We start from the raw sequence: 23,391 nt of genomic DNA on the forward strand, positions 1-23,391 counted from the left end.
GCGGGGTGGGAGTTATCACATTTAATTTAACTCTGCGTGAGGACTTGGCGACTGGGCGGCTCGAATAATGACCGTCACCCGCCGCTTTGGCGGTCCCTAATACACTCAAGGAGATACCTCATGAAAGCGCTATCCACAGCAGTTCTGTCCATGGCCCTGGCCTGCGGCGTCGGCAGTGTCTGGGCCGCCGACAGCACCGGCAACGACGGCATGAGCAATGGCAGCATGAAGCAGGGCACGATGTCCAAGGACGCAATGAGCAAGGACAGCATGATGAAAAAGGACACTGGCAGCATGAGCAAGGACTCGATGAGCAGCGGCGCCATGAAGAAGGATTCGATGTCGAACGACAGCATGCAAAAGGGCGACACGTCCAAGTGACGACCGTACCGGGGGCAACCCGCCTGCACCCATTGATCGCGAGGTAGACCATGTTCCAGAACAGACTGACCGGCCCGCTGCTCGCCTTGGCGCTGGCCATGACGACCGGTTGTGCACAGGCCGCCGGCGAAGTATTCGTCATACCGGCGCCCGCTGTGGATGAAACCGCCACTGGCAGCCACAGTGAAACGGCAGTATTCGCCGGCGGCTGCTTCTGGGGCGTGCAGGGTGTGTATCAGCACGTGAAAGGGGTGACCCAGGCGGTGTCGGGGTACACCGGTGGCCAGGCGCAGACTGCCCATTACGAACAGGTCAGCGACGGCGATACCGGCCATGCCGAATCGGTGCAGGTGACGTTCGACCCTACCCAGGTCAGCTACGGCCAGCTGTTGCAGATCTACTTCTCGGTGGTCCATGACCCGACCGAGCTCAACCGCCAGGGCCCTGACAGCGGCACACAGTACCGCTCCACGGTCTTCGCGCAGACCCCTGAGCAACACAAGGTGGCCCAGGCCTACATCGCCCAACTCGATGGCGCCGGGGTGTGGTCTGCGAAGCTGGCGACCACCATCGAAGACCACAAGACGTTCTATCCGGCCGAGGGTTATCACCAGAATTACCTGACCCTGCACCCGGAAAGCCCCTACATCGCCATCAATGATCAGCCGAAAGTGGCGAATCTGGCCAAGGTTTTCGCCGATCGCTATAAGGCCGAGCCGGTACTGGTCACTCAATGAGCATCCAGCCTGTGGATTAAGCCCTGTGGATAAACCACCTTCAGCTCGGTTGATAACCGGGCTTGTAAGCTGGCGATAAACCCGTCTGTGCATAACAGATGGTTTCATCCACAGGCTCAATGCGGTTATCCCAAGCGCTCCGACCCACATGAGCACAACGTTTAATTCCTCTGTACATCACGTAAAACGTGGCCTGTAGCGATCTATCCACAGAAATGGGCGTGTATAGATATAAACATAAAAACAAAGCTTTAATAAATTTCTCTCTTTTTTATTTCTTTATCCCCAGGCCGTTTTCCGGCGTACAGGCTCGAACAGGTGCACCCGTCTACCCGGCTGGCTATTTTTTGTGCAGACGGTTTCTTTCAGGGGGCACAAGTCCCTATACTTGTCGGCTATCCAATTAATCCCTATCAACAGGCACGAGGTGCGTGGTGGATTACCCTTCCCGTTTTGAAGTGATCGTCATCGGCGGCGGCCATGCCGGTACCGAGGCTGCGCTAGCGTCGGCACGCATGGGCGCCAAGACCCTGCTGCTGACCCACAACGTGGAAACCCTCGGCCAGATGAGCTGCAACCCGGCCATCGGTGGCATCGGCAAGAGCCATCTGGTCAAGGAAATCGACGCCTTGGGCGGCGCCATGGCCTTGGCCACTGATCTGGGCGGGATTCAGTTTCGCGTGTTGAACAACCGCAAGGGCCCGGCCGTGCGCGCCACTCGCGCCCAGGCCGACCGCATCCTGTACAAAGCGGCGATCCGCGAAATCCTGGAAAACCAGCCCAACCTGTGGATATTTCAGCAGGCCTGCGACGACCTGATCGTCGAACAGGACCAGGTGCGGGGTGTAGTCACCCAGATGGGCCTGCGCTTCATGGCCGACTCGGTGGTATTGACCACTGGGACCTTTCTCGGTGGACTTATCCACATCGGTTTGCAGAACTATTCCGGTGGCCGCGCCGGCGATCCGCCGTCGATTGCCCTGGCACGCCGTCTGCGGGAACTGCCGGTGCGCGTAGGCCGCTTGAAAACCGGTACGCCGCCGCGCATCGATGGCAAGTCGGTGGATTTCTCGCAGATGACCGAGCAGCCGGGCGATACGCCGATCCCGGTAATGTCGTTCATGGGCTCCAAGGCGCTGCACCCCCGTCAGGTCAGCTGCTGGATCACCCACACCAACGCCCGCACCCACGAAATCATCGCGGCCAACCTCGATCGCTCGCCGATGTATTCGGCTGCTGGTGAAATCGAAGGCGTTGGCCCACGCTATTGCCCGTCGATCGAAGACAAGATCCACCGCTTTGCCGACAAGGAAAGCCACCAGGTGTTCATCGAGCCGGAAGGCCTGACCACCCACGAGCTGTACCCCAATGGCATTTCCACTTCGCTGCCCTTCGACGTGCAGTTGCAGATCGTGCGTTCGATCCGCGGCATGGAAAACGCCCACATCGTGCGTCCGGGCTATGCCATCGAATACGACTATTTCGACCCGCGCGACCTCAAGTACAGTCTGGAAACCAAAGTCATCGCCGGCCTGTTCTTCGCCGGCCAGATCAACGGCACCACCGGCTACGAAGAGGCGGGTGCGCAAGGTCTGCTGGCCGGGGCGAACGCCGCGTTGCGCGCCCAGGGCCGTGATAGTTGGTGCCCGCGCCGCGACGAGGCGTACATCGGCGTGCTGGTCGATGACCTGATTACCCTGGGCACCCAGGAGCCGTATCGCATGTTCACCTCGCGCGCCGAATACCGGCTGATCCTGCGCGAAGACAACGCCGACCTGCGCCTGACCGAGAAAGGGCGAGAGTTGGGCCTGGTCGATGACCAGCGCTGGGCGGCGTTCTGCATCAAGCGCGACGCCATTGCGGCCGAAGAGCAGCGGCTGAAAAGCACATGGGTGCGCCCGGGTACTGAGCAGGGCACGGCCATCGGCGAGAAATTCGGCACACCGTTGACTCACGAGTACAGCCTGATGAGCCTGCTCAGCCGTCCGGAAATCGACTATGCCGGGCTGGTGGCGGTGACCGGTGAGGGCGCCACTGATCCACAGGTGGCCGAGCAGGTGGAAATCAAGACCAAGTACGCGGGCTACATCGATCGTCAGCAGGACGAGATCGCCCGTCTGCGCGCCAGTGAGAACACCGCGCTGCCGGTGGATATCGACTACCTGGGGATAACTGGGTTATCCAAGGAAATCCAGGGCAAGCTCAGCGCCACTCGTCCGCAGACCCTGGGCCAGGCCTCGCGCATCCCGGGTGTCACGCCGGCGGCGATTTCGCTGTTGATGATTCATCTGAAAAAACGCGGCGCAGGCCGTGAGTTGGAGCAAAGCGCTTGAGTTCGTTGGTCACTTCGCAACACGCCGAGGAATTGCGCGAGGGCGCAGCACAGCTGGGGATAACTTTGAGCGAGCAGCAGCAGGCCGGGCTGCTCGCTTACCTCGCGTTGTTGATCAAATGGAACAAGGCCTACAACCTCACGGCGGTGCGCAACGCCGACGAGATGGTTTCACGTCACCTGCTCGACAGCCTGAGCATCGTTCCCTACATCGGCGAGGCCGACAGCTGGCTGGACGTGGGCAGCGGCGGCGGCATGCCGGGCATTCCCCTGGCGATCCTGTTTCCCGAGAAGCGCATCACCACGCTGGACAGCAACGGTAAGAAGACGCGCTTCCAGACCCAAGTGAAGCTGGAGCTCAAGCTGGACAACCTGCAAGTTATCCACAGCCGGGTCGAAGGCTTTCAGCCCGAGCAGCCATTTGCTGGTATCGTGTCCCGCGCTTTCAGCAGTCTGGAAGATTTCGCCAACTGGACGCGCCACCTCGGCGGACCGCAAACGCGCTGGTTGGCCATGAAAGGGCTGCATCCTGCCGACGAACTGGTAGCATTGCCGGCAGATTTTCACCTCGACAGCGCGCAGGCCCTGGCCGTCCCCGGTTGCCAAGGCCAACGGCATCTGCTGATACTGCGCCGCACGGCATGATTGGGAACACAGGCAAGAATGGCTAAGGTATTCGCGATAGCGAACCAGAAAGGCGGCGTTGGCAAGACGACCACCTGCATCAACCTCGCGGCATCGCTGGTTGCCACCAAGCGGCGCGTGCTGCTGATCGATCTCGATCCACAGGGCAACGCCACCATGGGCAGCGGTGTGGATAAACATGCCCTGGAAAACTCGATCTACGACGTTTTGATCGGCGAATGCGACCTCGGCCAGGCCATGCACTTCTCCGAACACGGCGGCTACCAGCTGCTGCCGGCCAACCGCGACCTGACCGCCGCCGAAGTGGTGCTGCTGGAAATGCAGATGAAGGAAAGCCGTCTGCGCAGCGCGCTTGAGCCAATTCGCGAGAACTACGACTACATCCTCATCGACTGCCCGCCGTCGTTGTCGATGCTGACCTTGAACGCGCTGGTGGCCGCCGACGGCGTGATTATCCCCATGCAGTGCGAATACTTTGCCCTCGAAGGGCTCAGCGACCTTGTGGATAACATCAAGCGCATCGCCGAGTTGCTCAACCCCAAGCTGCGCATCGAAGGTCTGCTGCGCACCATGTACGACCCGCGCCTGAGCCTGATCAACGACGTGTCGGCGCAGCTCAAGGAGCATTTCGGTGATCAGCTGTACGACACGGTGATCCCGCGTAACATCCGCCTGGCCGAGGCGCCCAGTTTCGGCATGCCCGCGCTGGCCTATGACAAGCAATCGCGCGGCGCCCTGGCCTACCTGGCGCTGGCCGGCGAAATGGTTCGACGTCAACGTCGTCAACTCCGCACCGCAGCAGTAACTTAAGGAATCCCATGGCCGTCAAGAAACGAGGTCTCGGACGCGGACTCGACGCTTTGCTCAGCGGGCCCACCGGCAGCGCCCTGGAAACCGTCAGCGCGCTGCAGGAGCAGGCCACCCAGCTCGACCAGAGCGAACTGCAGCATTTGCCGCTGGACGTGATCCAGCGCGGCAAGTACCAGCCGCGCCGCGACATGGACCCTCAGGCGCTGGAAGAACTGGCGCACTCGATCAAGAGCCAAGGGGTCATGCAGCCCATCGTGGTGCGACCGATCGCCAACCAGCGCTTCGAGATCATCGCCGGTGAACGCCGCTGGCGCGCGTCGCAGCAAGCCGGGTTGGAGACGATTCCGGCCATGGTCCGCGACGTGCCGGACGAGACCGCCATCGCCATGGCGCTGATCGAGAACATCCAGCGCGAAGACCTCAACCCGGTGGAAGAAGCCGTGGCCCTGCAGCGTCTGCAGCAGGAGTTCCAGCTCACCCAGCAACAGGTCGCCGACGCCGTGGGCAAGTCGCGGGTGACGGTGGCCAACCTGCTGCGCCTGATCGCGCTGCCGGAAGTGATCAAGACCATGCTCAGCCATGGCGACCTGGAGATGGGCCACGCTCGTGCGTTGCTCGGTCTGCCGGATGAGCAACAGGTGGAAGGGGCGCGTCATGTTGTCGCACGCGGCCTGACCGTGCGCCAGACTGAGGCACTGGTCAGGCAATGGTTGAGTGGCAAGCCCGAAGCGGCGGAGCCGGTCAAGGCCGATCCGGACATCACCCGGCTTGAGCAGCGCCTGGCAGAGCGGCTGGGCTCGGCCGTGCAGATTCGCCATGGGCAGAAGGGCAAGGGCCAATTGGTAATTCGTTACAATTCTCTTGATGAGCTGCAAGGTGTGCTCGCGCACATTCGTTGAAACAATCCAATTGTAGCGGACAGTCGGAAATAACTAGCCAGCAGTTGAATAGGGGCTTAACCGCCCCTATACTCTGCGCGCATTTTGTCGGCACAAATTATGCCAAGTTAATGGCCAAGTCATTGCTTGCTGCGTGTCGATATTGAGGAGTCATCGCGATGGAAACCCGCACGCCAAACCGCTTGCCGTTCCATCGCCTGGCGGTATTTCCGGTACTGCTGGCGCAATTGATCGTGTTATTGCTGGCAGCGCTCGTGCTGTGGCAATGGCGCGGAGCGGTAGTCGGATATTCAAGCCTCTGCGGAGGATTGATTGCTTTGCTACCTAATGTTTATTTCGCGCATCGAGCGTTCCGATTTAGCGGTGCTCGTGCAGCACAAGCCATTGTCCGGTCGTTCTATGCCGGCGAGGCAGGCAAGTTGATTTTGACGGCAGTGCTGTTTGCACTGACGTTTGCAGGTGTGAAGCCGCTGGCACCGCTGGCGGTGTTTGCGGTTTTCCTGCTGACCCAGTCGGTCAGCTGGTTCGCACCCCTGCTTATGAGAACAAGACTTTCGAGACCTTAGGGCGTTTGAGGCAACCATGGCAGCAGAAACCGCTTCGGGCTATATCCAGCACCACTTGCAGAACTTGACCTTCGGTCAACTACCTGACGGCGGCTGGGGCTTTGCCCACTCCGCAGCAGAGGCCAAGGCAATGGGCTTTTGGGCTTTCCACGTCGACACCCTGGGCTGGTCCGTTGCCCTGGGCCTGATCTTCGTGCTGATTTTCCGCATGGCAGGCAAGGCGGCCACTTCCGGCGTGCCAGGTCCGTTGCAGAATTTCGTCGAAGTGCTGGTCGAGTTCATCGACGGCAGCGTCAAGGACAGCTTCCACGGCCGTAGCGCCGTGATCGCGCCCCTGGCCCTGACCATCTTTGTCTGGGTGTTCATGATGAACGCCATCGACCTGGTGCCCGTCGACTGGATTCCCCAGCTGGCGGCGAAAATCTCCGGCGATCACGAGATTCCGTTCCGTGCGGTGTCCACCACCGACCCGAATGCGACCCTGGCCATGGCCTTCTGCGTGTTCGCCCTGATCATTTTCTACAGCATCAAGATCAAGGGCCTGGGCGGCTTCATCGGCGAGCTGACCCTGCATCCGTTCGGCAGCAAGAACATTTTCGTGCAGATCCTGCTGATCCCGGTCAACTTCCTGCTCGAGTTCGTGACCCTGATTGCGAAACCGATCTCCCTGGCCCTGCGACTGTTCGGCAACATGTACGCCGGCGAGCTGGTGTTCATCCTGATCGCGGTGATGTTCGGCAGCGGTCTGCTCTGGCTCAGCGGCCTGGGTGTGGTGCTGCAATGGGCGTGGGCGGTGTTCCACATCCTGATCATCACCCTGCAGGCATTCATCTTCATGATGCTGACCATCGTCTACCTGTCGATGGCGCACGAAGACAATCATTAAGGTCTGCCCCCGGGCGTATCTGATGCCCCGGTTGCTTCGGCAGCCGGGAGAGGCCTTCGCGGGCCAAGGCAACGATTTGTTGTACCGCTTTAAAATCTAAGAAAACCTAACCAATACGACGTAAAAAGTCGGGAGGAAAGATGGAAACTGTAGTTGGTCTAACCGCTATCGCTGTTGCACTGCTGATCGGCCTGGGTGCTCTGGGTACCGCCATTGGTTTCGGCCTGCTGGGCGGCAAATTCCTGGAAGGCGCTGCGCGTCAGCCAGAAATGGTTCCGATGCTGCAAGTGAAAATGTTCATCGTCGCCGGTCTGCTCGACGCCGTGACCATGATCGGTGTTGGTATCGCTCTGTTCTTCACCTTCGCGAACCCCTTCGTTGGCCAACTCGCTGGCTGATCACTCGACTTTTCGAGTGGTCGGGTGTGATGGACAAAGAACGAGCGAGGTGTTGGCGTGAACATTAATGCAACCCTGATTGGCCAGTCCGTTGCGTTCTTCATTTTTGTACTGTTTTGCATGAAGTTCGTGTGGCCTCCGGTCATCGCGGCTTTGCACGAACGTCAGAAGAAGATCGCGGACGGATTGGACGCTGCCAGCCGAGCGGCTCGCGACCTGGAGTTGGCCCAAGATAAAGTGGGTCAACAACTGCGCGATGCCAAGACTCAGGCAGCCGAGATCATCGAGCAGGCCAAGAAGCGCGGCGCGCAGATCGTTGACGAGGCCCGTGAACAGGCCCGTCTCGAAGCTGACCGGGTGAAGGCTCAGGCTCAGGCCGAGATCGAACAGGAACTGAACGGCGTCAAGGACGCGCTGCGGGCCCAAGTGGGCTTGCTGGCCGTAGGCGGTGCCGAGAAGATTCTGGGCGCCACTATCGATCAAAACGCGCACGCGGAGCTGGTTAACAAACTGGCAGCCGAAATTTAAGCGAGGGCGACGATCATGGCAGAACTGACCACGTTGGCCCGACCTTATGCGAAGGCGGCCTTCGAGCTTGCACAGGCCCACCAGCAACTGGCCGGTTGGTCAGCCATGCTCGGCCTGGCTGCAGCGGTGTCGCAGGACGACACCATGCAGCGCATGCTCAAGGCCCCGCGACTGACGAGCGCACAAAAGGCCGCCACTTTCATCGAAGTGTGCGGTGACCAGTTTGACGCACAGGCACAGAATTTCATTCGCGTTGCCGCGGAAAACGATCGTCTCCTGCTGTTGCCGGAGATATCGACTCTGTTCGAGCTATACAAGGCCGAGCAAGAGAAATCCGTGGACGTGGAAGTCACCAGTGCCTTCGCGTTGAACCAAGAACAGCAAGACAAACTCGCCAAGGTTCTCAGTGCACGGCTCGGCCGGGAAGTGCGCCTGCACGCTGCGGAGGACGCCGCCCTGATCGGGGGTGTCGTCATTCGCGCCGGCGACCTGGTTATCGATGGCTCAGTACGCGGCAAACTCGCGTCACTGGCCGAAGCATTGAAATCTTGAGTTTGAAGGGGCAGCAGAGCAATGCAGCAACTCAATCCTTCCGAAATAAGTGAAATCATCAAGGGCCGCATCGAAAAACTCGATGTGACCTCTCAAGCCCGCAACGAAGGCACCGTCGTCAGCGTTTCCGACGGTATCGTGCGGATTCACGGTCTGGCCGACGTCATGTACGGCGAAATGATCGAGTTTCCCGGTAGCGTCTTCGGCATGGCTCTCAACCTGGAGCAGGACTCCGTAGGCGCCGTTGTACTGGGCTCCTACCAGTCGCTGGCCGAAGGCATGAGCGCCAAGTGCACCGGCCGCATCCTCGAAGTTCCGGTGGGTAAGGAACTGCTGGGTCGCGTCGTCGACGCACTGGGCAATCCTGTCGATGGCAAGGGTCCACTGGGCAACACCGAGACCGACGCGGTCGAGAAGGTTGCACCGGGCGTGATCTGGCGTAAATCGGTAGACCAGCCAGTACAGACCGGCTACAAGGCCGTTGACGCCATGATCCCGGTAGGCCGTGGCCAGCGCGAGCTGATCATCGGTGACCGCCAGATCGGCAAGACCGCCATGGCGATCGACGCCATCATCAACCAGAAGAACTCCGGTATCTTCTGCGTCTACGTGGCTATCGGTCAGAAGCAATCGACCATCGCCAACGTGGTACGCAAGCTCGAAGAGAACGGCGCTCTGGCCAACACCATCGTGGTCGCTGCCAGCGCCTCGGAATCGGCTGCACTGCAGTTCCTGGCTCCGTACTCGGGTTGCACCATGGGCGAGTTCTTCCGCGACCGCGGTGAAGACGCGCTGATCGTCTATGACGATCTGTCCAAGCAGGCTGTGGCTTACCGCCAGATCTCCTTGCTGCTGCGTCGTCCACCAGGCCGTGAAGCCTACCCAGGTGACGTGTTCTATCTCCACTCCCGTCTGCTGGAGCGTGCTTCGCGCGTTTCCGAAGAGTACGTAGAGAAGTTCACCAACGGCGCAGTGACTGGCAAGACCGGTTCGCTGACCGCACTGCCGATCATCGAAACCCAGGCTGGCGACGTGTCCGCGTTCGTTCCGACCAACGTGATTTCCATCACCGACGGTCAGATCTTCCTGGAATCGGCCATGTTCAACTCCGGCATCCGCCCGGCAGTGAACGCCGGTGTTTCGGTATCCCGTGTGGGTGGTGCCGCTCAGACCAAGATCATCAAGAAGCTGTCCGGTGGTATCCGTACCGCCCTGGCTCAGTACCGTGAACTGGCCGCATTCGCCCAGTTCGCTTCTGACCTGGACGAAGCGACCCGCAAGCAGCTCGAGCATGGTCAGCGCGTTACCGAGCTGATGAAGCAGAAGCAATACGCGCCAATGTCGATCGCCGACATGGCCCTGTCGCTGTACGCCGCCGAGCGTGGGTTCCTGACCGACGTCGAGATTCCGAAGATCGGCAGCTTCGAGCAGGCCCTGATTGCTTACTTCAACCGCGATCACGCCGATTTGATGGCGAAGATCAACGTGAAGGGTGACTTCAATGACGACATCGACAAAGGCATGAAAGCCGGCATCGAGAAGTTCAAGGCCACCCAAACCTGGTAAGCCGCAGTGGGAGCCGCGAGGCTCCCGCTTGCTAACCCGATAGGTGTTACATGGCAGGCGCAAAAGAGATTCGCAGCAAGATTGCGAGCATCAAAAGCACGCAAAAGATTACCAGCGCCATGGAAAAAGTGGCGGTCAGCAAGATGCGCAAGGCACAAATGCGCATGGCAGCCAGCCGTCCCTACGCCGAGCGTATCCGTCAGGTGATCGGTCATCTGGCCAACGCCAACCCGGAATACCGCCACCCGTTCATGATCGACCGCGACGTCAAGCGCGCCGGTTACATCGTGGTGAGCAGTGACCGTGGTCTGTGCGGCGGCTTGAACACCAACCTGTTCAAGGCTCTGGTCAAGGACATGGCGGCAAACCGTGAGCGCGGCGTCGAGATCGACGTGTGCGTGATCGGCAGCAAAGGCGCGGCATTTTTCCGCAGCTTCGGCGGCAACGTCGTGGCCGCGATCAGCCACCTGGGCGAAGCGCCATCGATCAACGATCTGATCGGCAGCGTCAAGGTGATGCTGGATGCCTACCTGGAAGGCCGTATCGACCGCCTGTCCGTGGTGTCCAACAAGTTCGTCAACACGATGACGCAAAAGCCGACGGTAGAGCAGTTGATTCCGTTGGTGGCGACACAGGAACAGGAACTCAAGCACCACTGGGACTATGTCTACGAACCCGACGCCAAAGAGCTGCTGGACGGCCTGATGGTGCGTTACGTGGAATCGCAGGTGTACCAGGCGGTGGTCGAGAACAACGCAGCCGAACAAGCTGCGCGGATGATCGCAATGAAGAATGCAACCGACAACGCCGGCGACCTGATCAGCGATTTGCAGCTGATCTACAACAAGGCACGCCAGGCTGCGATCACCCAAGAGATCTCGGAAATCGTCGGCGGCGCTGCCGCGGTTTAACGGTTCAAATATTCAGAGGATCCAGCTATGAGTAGCGGACGTATCGTTCAAATCATCGGCGCCGTCATCGACGTGGAATTTCCACGCGACGGCGTACCGAGCATCTACAACGCGCTGCAAGTGAACAGCGCGGCCGGCACCACCCTGGAAGTTCAGCAGCAGCTGGGCGACGGCGTGGTCCGCACCATTGCGATGGGTTCCACCGAAGGCCTCAAGCGCGGTCTGGAAGTCACCGACTCCGGCGCTGCCATCTCCGTACCGGTCGGCAAAGCGACCCTGGGCCGGATCATGGACGTACTGGGCAACCCGATCGACGAAGCCGGTCCTATCGAGACCGAAGAGCGCTGGGGCATTCACCGTCCTGCGCCGACCTTCGCCGAGCAAGCGGGCGGCAACGACCTGCTGGAAACCGGCATCAAGGTCATCGACCTGGTCTGCCCGTTCGCCAAGGGCGGTAAAGTCGGTCTGTTCGGTGGTGCCGGTGTCGGCAAGACCGTGAACATGATGGAACTGATCCGTAACATCGCCATCGAGCACAGCGGTTATTCCGTGTTCGCCGGTGTGGGTGAGCGTACTCGTGAGGGTAACGACTTCTACCACGAGATGAAGGACTCCAACGTTCTCGACAAGGTAGCGCTGGTCTACGGTCAGATGAACGAGCCACCGGGAAACCGTCTGCGCGTAGCGCTGACCGGCCTGACCATGGCCGAGAAATTCCGTGACGAAGGCAACGACGTTCTGCTGTTCGTCGACAACATCTATCGTTACACCCTGGCCGGTACCGAAGTGTCGGCACTGCTGGGTCGTATGCCATCGGCGGTAGGTTACCAGCCGACCCTGGCTGAAGAGATGGGCGTGCTGCAAGAGCGCATCACTTCGACCAAGCAAGGTTCGATCACCTCGATCCAGGCCGTCTACGTTCCTGCGGACGACTTGACCGACCCGTCGCCGGCGACCACCTTCGCCCACCTGGACGCTACCGTCGTACTGTCCCGTGACATCGCTTCGCTGGGTATCTACCCAGCGGTCGATCCACTGGACTCGACTTCGCGCCAGCTGGACCCGAACGTGATCGGCAACGAGCACTACGACACCGCTCGCGGCGTACAGTACGTGCTGCAGCGCTACAAGGAACTGAAGGACATCATCGCGATCCTGGGTATGGACGAGCTGTCGGAGACCGACAAGCAGTTGGTATCCCGCGCGCGTAAAATCCAGCGCTTCCTGTCCCAGCCGTTCTTCGTGGCTGAAGTCTTCACCGGTGCCTCGGGTAAATACGTTTCCCTGAAAGACACCATTGCCGGCTTCAAGGGCATCCTCAACGGTGACTACGACCACCTGCCAGAACAAGCGTTCTACATGGTCGGCGGCATCGAAGAAGCGATCGAGAAAGCCAAGAAACTGTAATCCCGGCGCCCGGCAACGGGCGCTAATCAGGTTGAGGCAAGCAGATGGCTATGACAGTCCATTGCGATATCGTCAGCGCGGAAGGAGAGATCTTCTCCGGTCTGGTCGAGATGGTGATTGCGCACGGTAACCTGGGTGATCTTGGTATCGCCCCGGGGCACGCGCCGCTGATCACCGACTTGAAGCCGGGTCCGATCCGCCTGATCAAACAGGGTGGGGACGCCGAGGTGTTTTACATCTCCGGTGGTTTCCTCGAGGTTCAGCCGAACATGGTCAAGGTTCTTGCCGACACCGTGCAACGTGCTGCCGACCTGGACGAAGCCTCCGCTCAGCAGGCCGTCAAGGCTGCCGAGCAGGCCCTGAACGAACGCGGCGCGGATTTCGACTACGGTTCCGCCACCGCACGCCTGGCCGAGGCCGCAGCCCAGCTGCGCACCGTCCAGCAGATCCGCAAGAAGTTTGGCGGCTAAGCCGTCGGCTTCAAGCGATTGAGTTAAAGGGTAGCCTCGGCTACCCTTTTTCTTTTTCCGCTCCCCACCGCCCGAGGTCGCCGACGCCGACCGCTCAGGGCGCCCCGCACGTCAGCATTGGAAGCCCACATGTCTCTCGATATCGTCATTCTCGCCGCCGGCCAAGGTACGCGCATGCGCTCGGCACTGCCCAAGGTGCTCCATCCGGTCGCGGGCCGGTCGATGCTCGGCCATGTTATCCACAGCGCTCGGCAGCTCGATCCCCAGGGCATCCATGTCGTGATCGGGCATGGCGCCGAGACGGTGCGCGAGCGGCTCGCAGCCGGTGACCTGAGCTTCGTTCTGCAGGATCGCCAGTTGGGCACCGGCCACGCCGTGGCGCAGGCATTGCCGGGCTTGAGCGCCGACACCGTGCTGATTCTGTACGGCGATGTGCCGCTGATCGAGGTCGCTACCCTGCAACGCCTGCTGGCGCGGGTGACCCCCGACCAGCTGGGCCTGCTCACGGTCAACCTGGCCGACCCCAGCGGTTATGGCCGCATCGTCCGCGACGCCGCCGGCAAGGTCGCCGCCATCGTCGAGCACAAGGACGCCAGCGCCGAGCAGCGCGCCATCTGCGAAGGCAACACCGGCATCCTCGCGGTGCCCGGCAACCGCCTGGCCGAATGGCTGGGGCGGCTCTCCAACCACAACGCCCAGGGCGAGTACTACCTCACCGACGTGATCGCCATGGCCGTCGCCGATGGCCTAGTGGTAGATACCGAAACCGCCCTCGACCCATTGGAAGTGCAGGGTGCCAACGACCGCGCGCAGTTGGCCGAGCTGGAACGTCATTACCAGTGGCGCGAGGCGCGCCGGGTGATGGCCGCCGGCGTCACGCTGCGTGACCCCGCACGTTTCGACGTGCGTGGCGAGGTGACCGTCGGCCGTGATGTGACCATCGACGTCAACGTCATCCTCGAAGGCAAGGTGGTCATCGAGGACGACGTGGTCATCGGTCCCAACTGCTACATCAAGGACAGTACCCTGCGCCGGGGCGTGGTGCTCAAGGCCAATACGCACCTGGAAGGCGCGGTGATGGAGGAGAGCAGCGACGCCGGTCCCTTCGCTCGCCTGCGCCCCGGCACCGTGCTGGGTGCCAAGGCCCATGTGGGTAACTTTGTCGAGTTGAAGAACGCGCGCCTGGGCGAAGGGGCCAAGGCCGGGCATCTGGCTTATCTGGGCGACGCCAGCATCGGTGCGCGCAGCAACATCGGCGCGGGCACCATCACCTGCAACTACGACGGCGTGAACAAGCACCGTACCGTGATCGGCGAAGACGTCTTCATCGGCTCGAACAATTCGCTGGTGGCGCCTGTGGATATCTCCACCGCAGCGACCACGGCAGCGGGTTCGACCATCACCCAGGATGTGCCGGCCGAGCAGTTGGCTGTGGGCCGTGCTCGGCAACGCAACGTCGAGTGCTGGAAGCGGCCGGTGAAGATCGACAAGTCTTGACACAAACCTTCGTTTAAGTTTTGATTGGCGAAATTAAATTTCGAACCGAAACTTAACGTCGCCATGTCGAAACGAAACACGCCCCAGCGCCGACACAACATTCTGGCCCTGCTCGCCGAGCAGGGCGAGGTGAGTGTGGATGAGCTGGCCCGGCGCTTCATCACTTCCGAGGTCACCATCCGCAAGGACCTGGCCGCGCTGGAAAGCAACGGCCTGTTGCTGCGCCGCTACGGCGGAGCCATCAGCATGCCGCAGGAGCTGATCGGCGAAGCGGTGCAACCGGTATCGCCCTACAAGCAGGCCATCGCCCGAGCGGGCGTGGCGCGCATCAAGGAACACGCGCGGATCATCATCGACAGCGGCAGCACCACGGCCGCCATGATCCCGCAGCTGGGCGCGCAGCCCGGCCTGGTGGTGATGACCAACTCGCTGCACGTGGCCAATGCCCTGAGCGAACTGGAGCACGAACCGGTGTTGCTGATGACGGGCGGCACCTGGGACCCGCATTCCGAGTCGTTTCAGGGCCAGGTCGCCGAGCAGGTGTTGCGCTCCTACGACTTCGACCAGTTGTTCATCGGCGCCGACGGCATCGACCTGCAACGCGGCACCACCACCTTCAACGAGCTCCTGGGGCTCAGCCGAGTCATGGCCGAGGTGGCACGGGAAGTCATCGTCATGGTCGAGTCCGACAAGATCGGCCGCAAGATACCCAATCTGGAGCTGCCCTGGAGCAGCGTCCACACCCTCATTACCGATGATCGCCTGCCCATTGCGGTACGCGAACAGTTACAGGCGCGCCGCATCACGCTGGTTTGCGCGGCCCTCAATCAGGAGAATTGATCCATGTGTGGAATCGTTGGCGCCATTGCCGAACGCAACATTACAGCCATTCTGGTCGAGGGCCTCAAGCGCCTGGAATACCGCGGCTATGACAGTGCCGGCGTGGCAGTTGTGGATAACCAGGGGCAGGTGCTGCGTCGGCGCCGAGTCGGCAAGGTGGCTGAACTGGCCTCCTCGCTGCAGCAGGAGCCGCTGGCTGGCAAGTTGGGCATCGCCCATACACGTTGGGCCACCCATGGTGCTCCCACTGAAGCCAACGCGCACCCGCACTTTTCCGCCGAGCAGGTGGCCGTGGTGCACAACGGCATCATCGAGAACCACGAGGAGCTGCGCGAGCGCCTGATCGCCCTGGGCTACGTGTTCACCTCCCAGACCGACACCGAAGTGATTGCGCATCTGCTGCAACATACCCTCAAGGAGCTGCCGGACCTGGCCGACGCGCTCAAGGCCACCGTCAAGCAACTGCACGGTGCCTATGGCCTGGCTGCCATCCACAAGGCCCAGCCCGACCGTCTGGTCGCCGCCCGCAGCGGCAGCCCGCTGGTGATCGGCCTGGGCCTGGGGGAAAACTTCCTGGCGTCCGATCAACTGGCGCTACGTCAGGTCACCGACCGCTTCGTCTACCTTGAAGAAGGTGATATCGCCGAGATCCGCCGCGACAGCGTGCACATCTGGGACGCCAGCGGCGCTGCTGTGCAGCGCGAAACCGTGCAGTATCACGAAGGCGCCGAAGCGGCCGACAAGGGCACCTTCCGCCACTTCATGCTCAAGGAGATCCACGAGCAACCCAAAGTCGTCCAGCGCGCCCTGGAAGGTCGCCTGGGCCAGCAGCAGGTGCTGGTGCAGGCGTTCGGCCCGCAGGCGCGCGACCTGTTCGCCAAGGTGCGCAATGTGCAGATCGTCGCCTGTGGCACCAGCTACCACGCAGGCATGGTCGCCCGATACTGGCTCGAAGAACTGGCCGGCATCCCCTGCCAGGTCGAAGTCGCCAGTGAATTCCGCTACCGCAAGGTGGTGGTGCAGCCAGATACCCTGTTCGTCTCCATCTCGCAGTCCGGTGAGACCGCCGACACCCTGGCCGCCCTGCGCAACGCCAAGCAGCTGGGCTTTCTCGGCTCGCTGGCGATCTGCAACGTGGGCATCAGCTCCCTTGTGCGCGAGTCCGACCTGACCCTGCTGACCCAGGCCGGCCCGGAAATCGGCGTGGCCTCGACCAAGGCCTTCACCACCCAGCTGGTCGGCCTGATGCTGCTGACCCTGGCCCTCGGCCAGGTCCACGGCACGCTCGCCCCGGCGCGGGAAGCCGAATTGGTCGAAGAGCTGCGCCGCCTGCCGGTGCGCCTGGGTGAAGCGCTGGCCATGGACGACACCGTGGAGCGCATTTCCAACCTGTTCGTGGAGAAGCGCCACACGCTGTTCCTGGGTCGCGGCGCGCAGTACCCGGTCGCGATGGAGGGGGCGCTCAAGCTCAAGGAGATCTCCTACATCCACGCCGAAGCCTACCCCGCAGGTGAGCTCAAGCACGGCCCGCTGGCGCTGGTGGACAGCGACATGCCAGTGGTCACCGTGGCGCCGAACAACGAGCTGCTGGAAAAGCTCAAGTCCAACCTGCAGGAAGTGCGCGCCCGCGGCGGCGAGCTGATCGTCTTCGCCGACGCCCAGGCGCACTTCGCCGAAGAAGCCGGCGTGCACGTCGTGCACATGCCGCACATCATCGATGCACTGGCGCCGATCCTCTACACCATCCCGCTGCAGCTGCTCTCCTACTACGTGGCAGTGCTGCGTGGCACGGACGTGGATCAGCCGCGCAATCTGGCGAAGTCGGTGACGGTGGAGTAGGGCAGGCTACTCGCCCAGCAGCTATCTCAGCAGATGAACTGTTGCTGGAGATTGCAACTAGCGCAGGGGCTGGAGTGACCTTTTTGCGCAACGGCGCAGGTTCAATGGGGGTCAACAGTGTTGACCCCTTGAATCAAGGGCGCAGCAGCGGCTGATCGGTAGCTTCGCCCGACGTCATTCCAACGACTTGCGCGCTCACTGCGGGGAGCATGCCATCGGCCGGCGTTGAGGAAGATACCCGCTGCACCAAGGTTTTTTTATCTTCCCAAGCTCAACAGGGCTATCATTCCCCCTCCGGAACATCCGGCGCAGACCGTGACTTGAGGGAGCAATATGCACAGCGCGCTTATAGTTGACGATCATCCGTTCATCCGTTCCACGGTACGTTTTCTGCTGGCCGAGGCGGGAATAGCGGTGGTGGCGGAGACCGATAACGGCGTCGATGCGGTGCAGTTGGCGCGCGAGCATCGTCCTGCGTTGATCGTGCTGGATATCGCCCTGCCGCGCCTGGACGGCCTCAATGTCGTGCGCCGGCTGAGCCTGTCGAACTTGCCCACGCGTATCCTGATTCTGACTTCGCAGTCGGCCAACATCTATGCGCGGCGCTGCCGGCGGGTGGGTGCCCACGGATACCTGTGCAAGAGTGAGGAGATCGCCGAGTTGGGCACGGCCTGCGCCACGGTGCTGGAGGGTGGGCTCTACTTCCCGAGCATCAATCTGCAAGCCGCGCCGGTAGACCCGCTCACCGCCGTTGACGAACTTCAGGAGGCAGTGGCGCCCAATGAAATGCAGCAGCTGGCGGTGCTGTCCAACCGTGAGGTCATCGTGCTGCATGCGCTCGCCATGGGTCGTAGCAACAAGCAGATCGGCGAGCAGTTGATCATCAGCGCCAAGACCGTCAGCACCTACAAAAGCCGGCTCATGCACAAGCTCAAGCTGGCGTCGGTGGTGCAGCTGGCCGAGTTTGCCAGGCGCACCCAGCTGACCGAGTCCTGAGCGAGCCCCGACCGGCAGCGTCAGCGTGCCGGATCGATCAGCCAGGTCTGGAAGGGTGGGTGGTCGCTGCCTTCGAAATTGATATGTCGGCCACTGACATCGATGGTTCGTCCGTCTGTCTCGATGCTCAGGGTCTCACCGCTGATGAAGGTCAGCCGGTGGATCCGTCGACCGTCATGCTGCTGGATCTCATGGCTCTGCAAATCGAGCAGGTTGCCCAGCCCCAGCTGCAGATGGGCGAGGTTGAGGGTCAGGTGGCTGGCGCTGTCATCGGCCTGGCGGTATAGGCCAGCACGGTGCAACGTGCGAGTGCTTCGCATAAGAATTTCCTTGCAGGTACATCAAGGGTCGGCACGCAACGGTGTTAGTCCCTGAGTATTCGCATTTTCCTGGGGGCATTGCTATCAGAGCGTTCCTATAACCTTGTAGGACCCTTCCTGTTAGTCGTGAATGCGCCCGCCGGTGTTACAAGATTGGCGAAATCAGCCGCGCCACGCGCATGCCTACCTTGAGCAGACGGTTGGTGTCGCGGCTGTCTTCCACGGTGATTTCCCGGCTCAGCGCCAGGTCGGCTTCGAGCATGGCTTCGACCTGGGTGGCAAAGGCCGAGTCGACGGTCAGCAGCATGACCTCAAAATTCAGGCGGAAGGAACGGTTGTCCATGTTGGCGCTGCCAATGGCGCTGATCTCGCTGTCCACCAGCACCACCTTCTGGTGCAGGAAGCCGGGCGTGTAGCGGAACATGCGCACGCCGGCCTTGACCGCCTGGAAGGCGAACAGGCTGGAGGCGGCATACACCACCTTGTGATCCGGTCTTGAGGGCAGCAGGATGCGCACGTCGACGCCACGCAGCACCGCCAGGCGCAGGGCGGCGAACACCGCCTCGTCAGGTATGAAATACGGCGTGGTGATCCACACCCGCTGGTTGGCGGCGTGGATGGCTTCGACGAAGAACAGCGAGCAGGTCTCCTGGGCGTCGGCGGGGCCGGAAGCGAGCACCTGGCACAACACGCCTTCTTCTTCGTAGGTGTCTGGAAGCATCAGCGGCGGCAGTTCGCGGGATGCCCAGAACCAGTCTTCGGCGAAGGATTCCTGGAGGCAGGCAATGACCGGGCCGCGCACCTGCACATGGGTGTCACGCCACGGCGACAGCTTGGGCTCGCCGCCGAGGTATTCGTCGCCGACGTTGTGGCCACCGACGAAACCGACCAAGCCGTCGACCACCACGATCTTGCGGTGGTTGCGGAAATTCACCTGGAAACGGTTGAACAGCCCGCTGCGGGTGGCGAATGCACGGATGTGCACCCCCGCCTCGCGCAGCTTGTTGCTGTAGGCGCGGGGCAGGGAGTGGCTGCCGACACGGTCGTACAGCACATAGATCTGCACGCCCTGAGCGGCTTTTTCCATCAGCAGGGCCTGCAGCTGGCGGCCGATATGATCGTCATGGATGATGAAGAATTGCACGAGGATCACTTCCTTGGCTTCGCGAATCGCAGCGAAGATGGCCTCGAAAGTGGCCTTGCCATTGATCAGCAGGCTGACCTGGTTGTTGGCCAGGCACGGCATGCGGCCCAGCTTGGGCATGGCGCGCAAGGAGGCGTAGGACTGCGAGTTGCGCGCGGCCAGCGCTTCCTCGACCCAGGGCCGCCAGTTGAGGTCGGCGATGGCCGAGTGCATTTCGCGGTTGGCCTGGCGGCGCGCCTCGATATAGGCGTCGAAGGTGCGGCGGCCGAACACCAGGTAGGGGATCAAGGTCAGGTAGGGCACGAACAACAGCGACAGAGCCCAGGCGATGGACCCTTGCGCGGTGCGTACGGTCAATACGGCATGGATGGCGGCCACCAGCCCCAATAGATGCATCAGCCCGATAAAATAGCCAAGAAAATACGGACTGTGATAATCCATGCGCTGAGGTGCTCCTTTGGTAACCTGCATGCAACAGACCACGGCGCAAGGCAGGGGTTTCCGGGGATAGCTGCACAATCCCGGCACTGCGGCCAGCATCGTTCGTCCAATCGATACATCATTATGCTTCAGGAGTGGTTATGAAGATTCGCTTGTCGGCCTCGGTGCTGGCGCTGGCCTTGGGGGCTGTCTCTCTGGGCGCCCAGGCGCAAATGCTGCAACCTGGCCTGTGGGAGATGACCACCAGCAACATGCAGGTGGATGGCAATGCTATGCCCGACATGCAGGTGATGCTGGGCCAGCTCAAGCTGCTCGCTCCCGAGCAACGGGCAATGATGGAGCAGATGCTGGCCAAGCAGGGCATTACCGTGGGGGATAAAGGTATCCGCTCGTGTCTGACGCCAGCGCAGGTGCAGTCCAACGACATTCCTCTGCAGGACCCGCAGTCCGGTTGCACGCAGAAGATCACCGAGCGCAACGGCAATGTGTGGAAATTCCAGTTCAGCTGCCCTCGGGCCCAGGGCTCGGGTCAGGCGCAGTTTCTCAGTGACAAGGAGTTCCTGACCACGGTGAGCGGCACCTTCAATGCCTCCGGGACTCAGCAGAAGGGCAGCATGAATACTCGTGCAGTGTGGCTGGGACAGAACTGCGGCACGGTAAAACCCCGTAGCTGATTGTTTTCATTGAAGTTCCACGTGGAACATCACTGTGAGGCGGAGGGGACCTGCCATTGCCCCTGGCTCTTTTGCTCGCAAAAGGGCTTCAGGTAGGCTGTGTCGCTGGCGACTCCGTAGTAGTGGATATCCTGTCGGTAGGGCATGTTTTCCACCTGGGCGGAGTTGCACACGCCGAACGCGCCAGCAGGACATTGATCGACGAACTGGACCTCGACCTTTTGCCCTGGCAGGTTGGGCTGGCAGAAACCGTCGTGGAACAGTTTCTCCGGAATGTTGCGGTTCTGCTGGCACACCTGCACGTCGAGCCGCTCGCCCTGGCTGTGCACCACACAGGCCTGGGCCAAGGCATCGCTGCTGATGATCAGCAGAACCCATAAACTGCACATCCGCATCCAACCTACTCCTGACGACTTTCAGACCATGCTGCAAAATATTTTGACTCATGTGATCGCAGGCCCCTTGGGCGCTGGCAAGACCACGTTGATCCGGCACCTGTTGGGGCAACGGCCGCCCACCGAGCGCTGGGCGGTGCTGATCAACGAGTTCGGCCCGATAGGCCTGGACGCTGCTTTGCTGGCAAGCGACGACGATGGTATCGCACTCGGCGAGGTCGCTGGTGGTTGCCTGTGCTGCGTCAACGGCGCGCCTTTTCAGGTGGGGCTGGCGCGGCTGCTGCGCAAGGCGCGGCCTGATCGATTGTTCATCGAGCCCTCAGGGCTGGGTCATCCCGTACAGTTGTTGCAGCAACTCGGTGAGCCGCCCTGGCAAGGCGTGCTCGATGTGCAGCCGCTGGTGATGGTGCTGGATGCTGCAAGCATGGCTAAAGGCTATCACTTGCCAGATAGCCAGCAGGCTGCGCTGGAACAGGCCGGGTTATTGGTGATGAACAAGAGTGCTCAGCTCGAAGATTCATGCCGCTTGGCGCTGGCAGCGGACCTGGCCGATTCGCCAACCCTGGACTGGCGTGATGCCGACCAGCTGGCGCTGGCCGACCTGCCGCAGACTGCAACGATTGGCCAGGCATCGGGCCGCCTGACCTTGGATGAGCGCCGACACCCTTCGACAGCGCCGGCACTGTCCACCCTATGGCGCAGTGCCGACGAGCCAGTGTGTCAGATCAATGCCCAGGCCGAAGGCTGGAGTATCGGCTGGCGCTGGCATGCGAGCGTGCAGTTCGAGCGCGCGGCGCTTGAGGCGTGGTTGCGGCAGCTGGCGTTTCGACGGGCCAAGCTGGTGGTGCGCAGTCCAGACGGCTGGCATTCGCTGAACGCCGTGGATAACACCCTCTTGCAGTGGCGCAGCAGCGAGTGGAGACGGGATTCGCGTCTGGAGTTGATCTTCGCCACGCCGCAGGATCAAGCCGCGCTGCACACCGCGTTGAGCTGCCTGAGAGTCGCATGAGCAGCGGCACAGATCATGGCCGCCAGCGCTTGTGCTCCTGGCGCCATTGGCTCATCTCGATAATTTCTGCCGAAGGCGGGGCTGTCTTTATTTCGAACGGGTAAGGCGCCAGTTCGATGATGGCGGCGTGGGCGCCAAACTGCGTGATGGTGCCCGGGTGACGCTGCTCGCCGGTGACGGTGAACTCGAAGTCGTAGACCCGCGCCAGGCGCTTGCGGCCCTGAGCGTCACGGGCCAGGCGCAGCCGCTTGAACGCCACATTTTCGTCGAGCAGTTCCAGGTCAAGCTTGGCGCAGTGCTGCTTGACCTTGTCCAGCGCCTTTTCGCGCAAGCCATGGTTGTGCCAAAGCCACGCGCAAATCGTGGCCAGTACCATCAGCACGAACATATTTCCGAGGGTCAACATCGAGGGGCGCTCCGGCAGAATGCGCTCAGCTTAACCGCCCGCACGGGCTGCCGTACAGGTGACTTTGCGACCGTTGCAGTATGGCCTGGGACGGGCGGATCAGGGCGCTTCGTTGCGCATTTCCTGATACCGTTTTTCCAGCTCCTGACGAATCTGCCGGCGTTGCTGAGCCTGGATGAAGCGGCGCTTGTCTTCACTGGTTTCGGGCTGCAAGGGCGGCACCTGGGCCGGTTTGCGCTGGTCGTCGACCGCCACCATGGTGAAGAAGCAGCTGTTGGTGTGGCGCACCGAGCGCTGCTGGATATTTTCCGTGACCACCTTGATGCCTACCTCCATCGAGGTGTTGCCGGTGTAGTTGACCGAGGCCAGGAAGGTGACCAACTCGCCGACGTGAATCGGCTCGCGAAAGATCACCTGGTCCACCGACAAGGTCACCACGTAGCGGCCGGCATAGCGGCTGGCGCAGGCATAGGCCACTTCATCGAGGTACTTGAGCAGGGTGCCACCATGCACATTGCCGGAGAAGTTGGCCATGTCGGGCGTCATCAGGACGGTCATCGATAACTGGGCGTTTCCGGGTTCCATATCAGGCTCACGATCGGTTTGCGTGGAATTAAGCCGCGCCGAATGCTGGCGCTTTGGCATATTTACAGGACTCGGTAGAGCGGACGAGCGGCAGCGCCGCCAGGTCACTCGTGATCCTCCAGCCTGCAGGCTGAACTGTTTCCATATATTGCACCGA

Annotated in this window: 26 protein-coding genes; 21 read left to right on the top strand and 5 right to left on the bottom strand. The window is 61.4% G+C overall.

Features of this window, described 5'->3' with window-relative positions; translation table 11 throughout:
- Positions 1–120: 120 nt before the first annotated feature.
- The 19 genes from SFA35_RS00690 to SFA35_RS00780 all read left to right on the top strand — a co-directional run bounded on the left by SFA35_RS00690 (position 121) and on the right by SFA35_RS00780 (position 18,260).
- Entirely contained in the window at positions 121–381 is a 261-nt protein-coding gene (locus tag SFA35_RS00690; protein WP_320574127.1) for a pentapeptide MXKDX repeat protein, read from the top strand.
- Positions 382–431: 50 nt separating this feature from the next.
- Complete coding sequence (msrA, locus tag SFA35_RS00695; protein ID WP_414058448.1) at positions 432–1,118, top strand: peptide-methionine (S)-S-oxide reductase MsrA; 687 nt, start codon at positions 432–434, stop codon at positions 1,116–1,118.
- A gap of 434 nt (positions 1,119–1,552) precedes the next feature.
- Entirely contained in the window at positions 1,553–3,451 is a 1,899-nt protein-coding gene (mnmG, locus tag SFA35_RS00700; RefSeq protein WP_320574129.1) for a tRNA uridine-5-carboxymethylaminomethyl(34) synthesis enzyme MnmG, read from the top strand.
- On the top strand, positions 3,448–4,095 hold the full coding sequence (gene rsmG / locus SFA35_RS00705; protein WP_320574131.1) for a 16S rRNA (guanine(527)-N(7))-methyltransferase RsmG: 648 nt from the start codon (positions 3,448–3,450) through the stop codon (positions 4,093–4,095). Before mnmG ends, rsmG begins: the two co-directional genes overlap by 4 nt.
- Positions 4,096–4,113: 18 nt before the next feature.
- Entirely contained in the window at positions 4,114–4,905 is a 792-nt protein-coding gene (locus tag SFA35_RS00710) for a ParA family protein (protein WP_320574132.1), read from the top strand.
- A gap of 8 nt (positions 4,906–4,913) precedes the next feature.
- Positions 4,914–5,804, top strand: coding sequence for a ParB/RepB/Spo0J family partition protein (locus SFA35_RS00715; RefSeq protein ID WP_320574134.1), 891 nt, complete (start codon positions 4,914–4,916; stop codon positions 5,802–5,804).
- Between the two features lie 158 nt (positions 5,805–5,962).
- Positions 5,963–6,370 (top strand): F0F1 ATP synthase subunit I, encoded by a 408-nt coding sequence (locus tag SFA35_RS00720; protein ID WP_320574135.1) that lies wholly within the window; start codon positions 5,963–5,965, stop codon positions 6,368–6,370.
- Positions 6,371–6,386: 16 nt separating this feature from the next.
- A complete protein-coding gene (gene atpB, locus SFA35_RS00725) occupies positions 6,387–7,256 on the top strand; it encodes a F0F1 ATP synthase subunit A (RefSeq protein ID WP_320574136.1) in 870 nt (289 codons plus the stop codon).
- A 140-nt stretch (positions 7,257–7,396) separates the two neighbouring features.
- Positions 7,397–7,654: a F0F1 ATP synthase subunit C gene (gene atpE, locus SFA35_RS00730; protein ID WP_002555987.1), complete on the top strand. Its 258-nt coding sequence runs from the start codon at positions 7,397–7,399 to the stop codon at positions 7,652–7,654.
- 57 nt (positions 7,655–7,711) lie between these two features.
- Complete coding sequence (locus SFA35_RS00735) at positions 7,712–8,182, top strand: F0F1 ATP synthase subunit B (RefSeq protein ID WP_320574140.1); 471 nt, start codon at positions 7,712–7,714, stop codon at positions 8,180–8,182.
- A 15-nt stretch (positions 8,183–8,197) separates the two neighbouring features.
- Positions 8,198–8,734, top strand: a complete 537-nt coding sequence (locus tag SFA35_RS00740; RefSeq protein WP_320574142.1) for a F0F1 ATP synthase subunit delta — start codon at positions 8,198–8,200, stop codon at positions 8,732–8,734.
- 21 nt (positions 8,735–8,755) lie between these two features.
- On the top strand, positions 8,756–10,300 hold the full coding sequence (atpA, locus tag SFA35_RS00745) for a F0F1 ATP synthase subunit alpha (protein WP_320574145.1): 1,545 nt from the start codon (positions 8,756–8,758) through the stop codon (positions 10,298–10,300).
- A gap of 50 nt (positions 10,301–10,350) precedes the next feature.
- Positions 10,351–11,211 (top strand): F0F1 ATP synthase subunit gamma, encoded by an 861-nt coding sequence (gene atpG / locus SFA35_RS00750; protein ID WP_320574147.1) that lies wholly within the window; start codon positions 10,351–10,353, stop codon positions 11,209–11,211.
- Positions 11,212–11,238: 27 nt separating this feature from the next.
- Positions 11,239–12,618, top strand: a complete 1,380-nt coding sequence (gene atpD / locus SFA35_RS00755) for a F0F1 ATP synthase subunit beta (RefSeq protein ID WP_320574149.1) — start codon at positions 11,239–11,241, stop codon at positions 12,616–12,618.
- 44 nt (positions 12,619–12,662) lie between these two features.
- On the top strand, positions 12,663–13,088 hold the full coding sequence (locus SFA35_RS00760; RefSeq protein WP_320574151.1) for a F0F1 ATP synthase subunit epsilon: 426 nt from the start codon (positions 12,663–12,665) through the stop codon (positions 13,086–13,088).
- A 129-nt stretch (positions 13,089–13,217) separates the two neighbouring features.
- Entirely contained in the window at positions 13,218–14,585 is a 1,368-nt protein-coding gene (gene glmU / locus SFA35_RS00765) for a bifunctional UDP-N-acetylglucosamine diphosphorylase/glucosamine-1-phosphate N-acetyltransferase GlmU (RefSeq protein WP_320574153.1), read from the top strand.
- A 63-nt stretch (positions 14,586–14,648) separates the two neighbouring features.
- Complete coding sequence (locus SFA35_RS00770; RefSeq protein ID WP_320574155.1) at positions 14,649–15,425, top strand: DeoR/GlpR family DNA-binding transcription regulator; 777 nt, start codon at positions 14,649–14,651, stop codon at positions 15,423–15,425.
- A gap of 3 nt (positions 15,426–15,428) precedes the next feature.
- On the top strand, positions 15,429–17,264 hold the full coding sequence (gene glmS / locus SFA35_RS00775; protein ID WP_320574157.1) for a glutamine--fructose-6-phosphate transaminase (isomerizing): 1,836 nt from the start codon (positions 15,429–15,431) through the stop codon (positions 17,262–17,264).
- Positions 17,265–17,597: 333 nt separating this feature from the next.
- Positions 17,598–18,260: a response regulator transcription factor gene (locus tag SFA35_RS00780; RefSeq protein ID WP_320574159.1), complete on the top strand. Its 663-nt coding sequence runs from the start codon at positions 17,598–17,600 to the stop codon at positions 18,258–18,260.
- A 20-nt stretch (positions 18,261–18,280) separates the two neighbouring features.
- Here the strand turns inward: SFA35_RS00780 and SFA35_RS00785 are convergent, their stop codons facing one another.
- Together SFA35_RS00785 and cls are read right to left on the bottom strand one after the other, a co-directional pair.
- Positions 18,281–18,580 (bottom strand): hypothetical protein, encoded by a 300-nt coding sequence (locus SFA35_RS00785; RefSeq protein ID WP_320574161.1) that lies wholly within the window; start codon positions 18,578–18,580, stop codon positions 18,281–18,283.
- A 145-nt stretch (positions 18,581–18,725) separates the two neighbouring features.
- On the bottom strand, positions 18,726–20,165 hold the full coding sequence (cls, locus tag SFA35_RS00790; protein ID WP_320574162.1) for a cardiolipin synthase: 1,440 nt from the start codon (positions 20,163–20,165) through the stop codon (positions 18,726–18,728).
- A 140-nt stretch (positions 20,166–20,305) separates the two neighbouring features.
- Here cls and SFA35_RS00795 point away from each other — a divergent pair, with 140 nt between their 5' ends.
- A complete protein-coding gene (locus SFA35_RS00795; protein WP_320574163.1) occupies positions 20,306–20,839 on the top strand; it encodes a DUF3617 domain-containing protein in 534 nt (177 codons plus the stop codon).
- A gap of 29 nt (positions 20,840–20,868) precedes the next feature.
- On the opposite strand, the gene SFA35_RS00800 is transcribed toward SFA35_RS00795, so the two are convergent.
- On the bottom strand, positions 20,869–21,228 hold the full coding sequence (locus SFA35_RS00800) for an NADH:ubiquinone oxidoreductase (protein WP_414058450.1): 360 nt from the start codon (positions 21,226–21,228) through the stop codon (positions 20,869–20,871).
- Positions 21,229–21,262: 34 nt separating this feature from the next.
- On the opposite strand from SFA35_RS00800, the gene SFA35_RS00805 reads away from it, so the two are divergent.
- Positions 21,263–22,243 carry a CobW-like GTP-binding protein gene (locus SFA35_RS00805; protein WP_320574166.1) on the top strand — a complete coding sequence of 327 codons (981 nt, stop codon included), beginning with the start codon at positions 21,263–21,265 and terminating at the stop codon, positions 22,241–22,243.
- Between the two features lie 13 nt (positions 22,244–22,256).
- Here the strand turns inward: SFA35_RS00805 and SFA35_RS00810 are convergent, their stop codons facing one another.
- Both SFA35_RS00810 and SFA35_RS00815 read right to left on the bottom strand, forming a co-directional pair.
- On the bottom strand, positions 22,257–22,649 hold the full coding sequence (locus SFA35_RS00810) for a DUF3301 domain-containing protein (protein WP_320574168.1): 393 nt from the start codon (positions 22,647–22,649) through the stop codon (positions 22,257–22,259).
- 99 nt (positions 22,650–22,748) lie between these two features.
- On the bottom strand, positions 22,749–23,234 hold the full coding sequence (locus SFA35_RS00815; RefSeq protein ID WP_320574171.1) for an acyl-CoA thioesterase: 486 nt from the start codon (positions 23,232–23,234) through the stop codon (positions 22,749–22,751).
- Between the last annotated feature and the right edge of the window lie 157 nt (positions 23,235–23,391).

Source organism: Pseudomonas sp. HR96, from assembly GCF_034059295.1.
Taxonomy (GTDB): domain Bacteria; phylum Pseudomonadota; class Gammaproteobacteria; order Pseudomonadales; family Pseudomonadaceae; genus Aquipseudomonas.

Excerpts from the sequence above, each read along its gene's own strand:
- atpB (WP_320574136.1), top strand. The coding sequence starts at position 6,387 with ATGGCAGCAGAAACCGCTTCGGGCTATATCCAGCACCACTTGCAGAAC.
- SFA35_RS00715 (WP_320574134.1), top strand. The coding sequence starts at position 4,914 with ATGGCCGTCAAGAAACGAGGTCTCGGACGCGGACTCGACGCTTTGCTC.
- SFA35_RS00800 (WP_414058450.1), bottom strand. The coding sequence starts at position 21,228 with ATGTGCAGTTTATGGGTTCTGCTGATCATCAGCAGCGATGCCTTGGCC.
- SFA35_RS00720 (WP_320574135.1), top strand. The coding sequence starts at position 5,963 with ATGGAAACCCGCACGCCAAACCGCTTGCCGTTCCATCGCCTGGCGGTA.
- SFA35_RS00770 (WP_320574155.1), top strand. The coding sequence starts at position 14,649 with ATGTCGAAACGAAACACGCCCCAGCGCCGACACAACATTCTGGCCCTG.
- glmU (WP_320574153.1), top strand. The coding sequence starts at position 13,218 with ATGTCTCTCGATATCGTCATTCTCGCCGCCGGCCAAGGTACGCGCATG.
- SFA35_RS00785 (WP_320574161.1), bottom strand. The coding sequence starts at position 18,580 with ATGCGAAGCACTCGCACGTTGCACCGTGCTGGCCTATACCGCCAGGCC.
- cls (WP_320574162.1), bottom strand. The coding sequence starts at position 20,165 with ATGGATTATCACAGTCCGTATTTTCTTGGCTATTTTATCGGGCTGATG.
- SFA35_RS00810 (WP_320574168.1), bottom strand. The coding sequence starts at position 22,649 with ATGTTGACCCTCGGAAATATGTTCGTGCTGATGGTACTGGCCACGATT.
- atpA (WP_320574145.1), top strand. The coding sequence starts at position 8,756 with ATGCAGCAACTCAATCCTTCCGAAATAAGTGAAATCATCAAGGGCCGC.
- SFA35_RS00805 (WP_320574166.1), top strand. The coding sequence starts at position 21,263 with ATGCTGCAAAATATTTTGACTCATGTGATCGCAGGCCCCTTGGGCGCT.
- SFA35_RS00690 (WP_320574127.1), top strand. The coding sequence starts at position 121 with ATGAAAGCGCTATCCACAGCAGTTCTGTCCATGGCCCTGGCCTGCGGC.
- atpE (WP_002555987.1), top strand. The coding sequence starts at position 7,397 with ATGGAAACTGTAGTTGGTCTAACCGCTATCGCTGTTGCACTGCTGATC.
- SFA35_RS00740 (WP_320574142.1), top strand. The coding sequence starts at position 8,198 with ATGGCAGAACTGACCACGTTGGCCCGACCTTATGCGAAGGCGGCCTTC.
- SFA35_RS00710 (WP_320574132.1), top strand. The coding sequence starts at position 4,114 with ATGGCTAAGGTATTCGCGATAGCGAACCAGAAAGGCGGCGTTGGCAAG.
- atpG (WP_320574147.1), top strand. The coding sequence starts at position 10,351 with ATGGCAGGCGCAAAAGAGATTCGCAGCAAGATTGCGAGCATCAAAAGC.
- glmS (WP_320574157.1), top strand. The coding sequence starts at position 15,429 with ATGTGTGGAATCGTTGGCGCCATTGCCGAACGCAACATTACAGCCATT.
- SFA35_RS00780 (WP_320574159.1), top strand. The coding sequence starts at position 17,598 with ATGCACAGCGCGCTTATAGTTGACGATCATCCGTTCATCCGTTCCACG.
- SFA35_RS00760 (WP_320574151.1), top strand. The coding sequence starts at position 12,663 with ATGGCTATGACAGTCCATTGCGATATCGTCAGCGCGGAAGGAGAGATC.
- msrA (WP_414058448.1), top strand. The coding sequence starts at position 432 with ATGTTCCAGAACAGACTGACCGGCCCGCTGCTCGCCTTGGCGCTGGCC.
- SFA35_RS00795 (WP_320574163.1), top strand. The coding sequence starts at position 20,306 with ATGAAGATTCGCTTGTCGGCCTCGGTGCTGGCGCTGGCCTTGGGGGCT.
- atpD (WP_320574149.1), top strand. The coding sequence starts at position 11,239 with ATGAGTAGCGGACGTATCGTTCAAATCATCGGCGCCGTCATCGACGTG.
- SFA35_RS00815 (WP_320574171.1), bottom strand. The coding sequence starts at position 23,234 with ATGGAACCCGGAAACGCCCAGTTATCGATGACCGTCCTGATGACGCCC.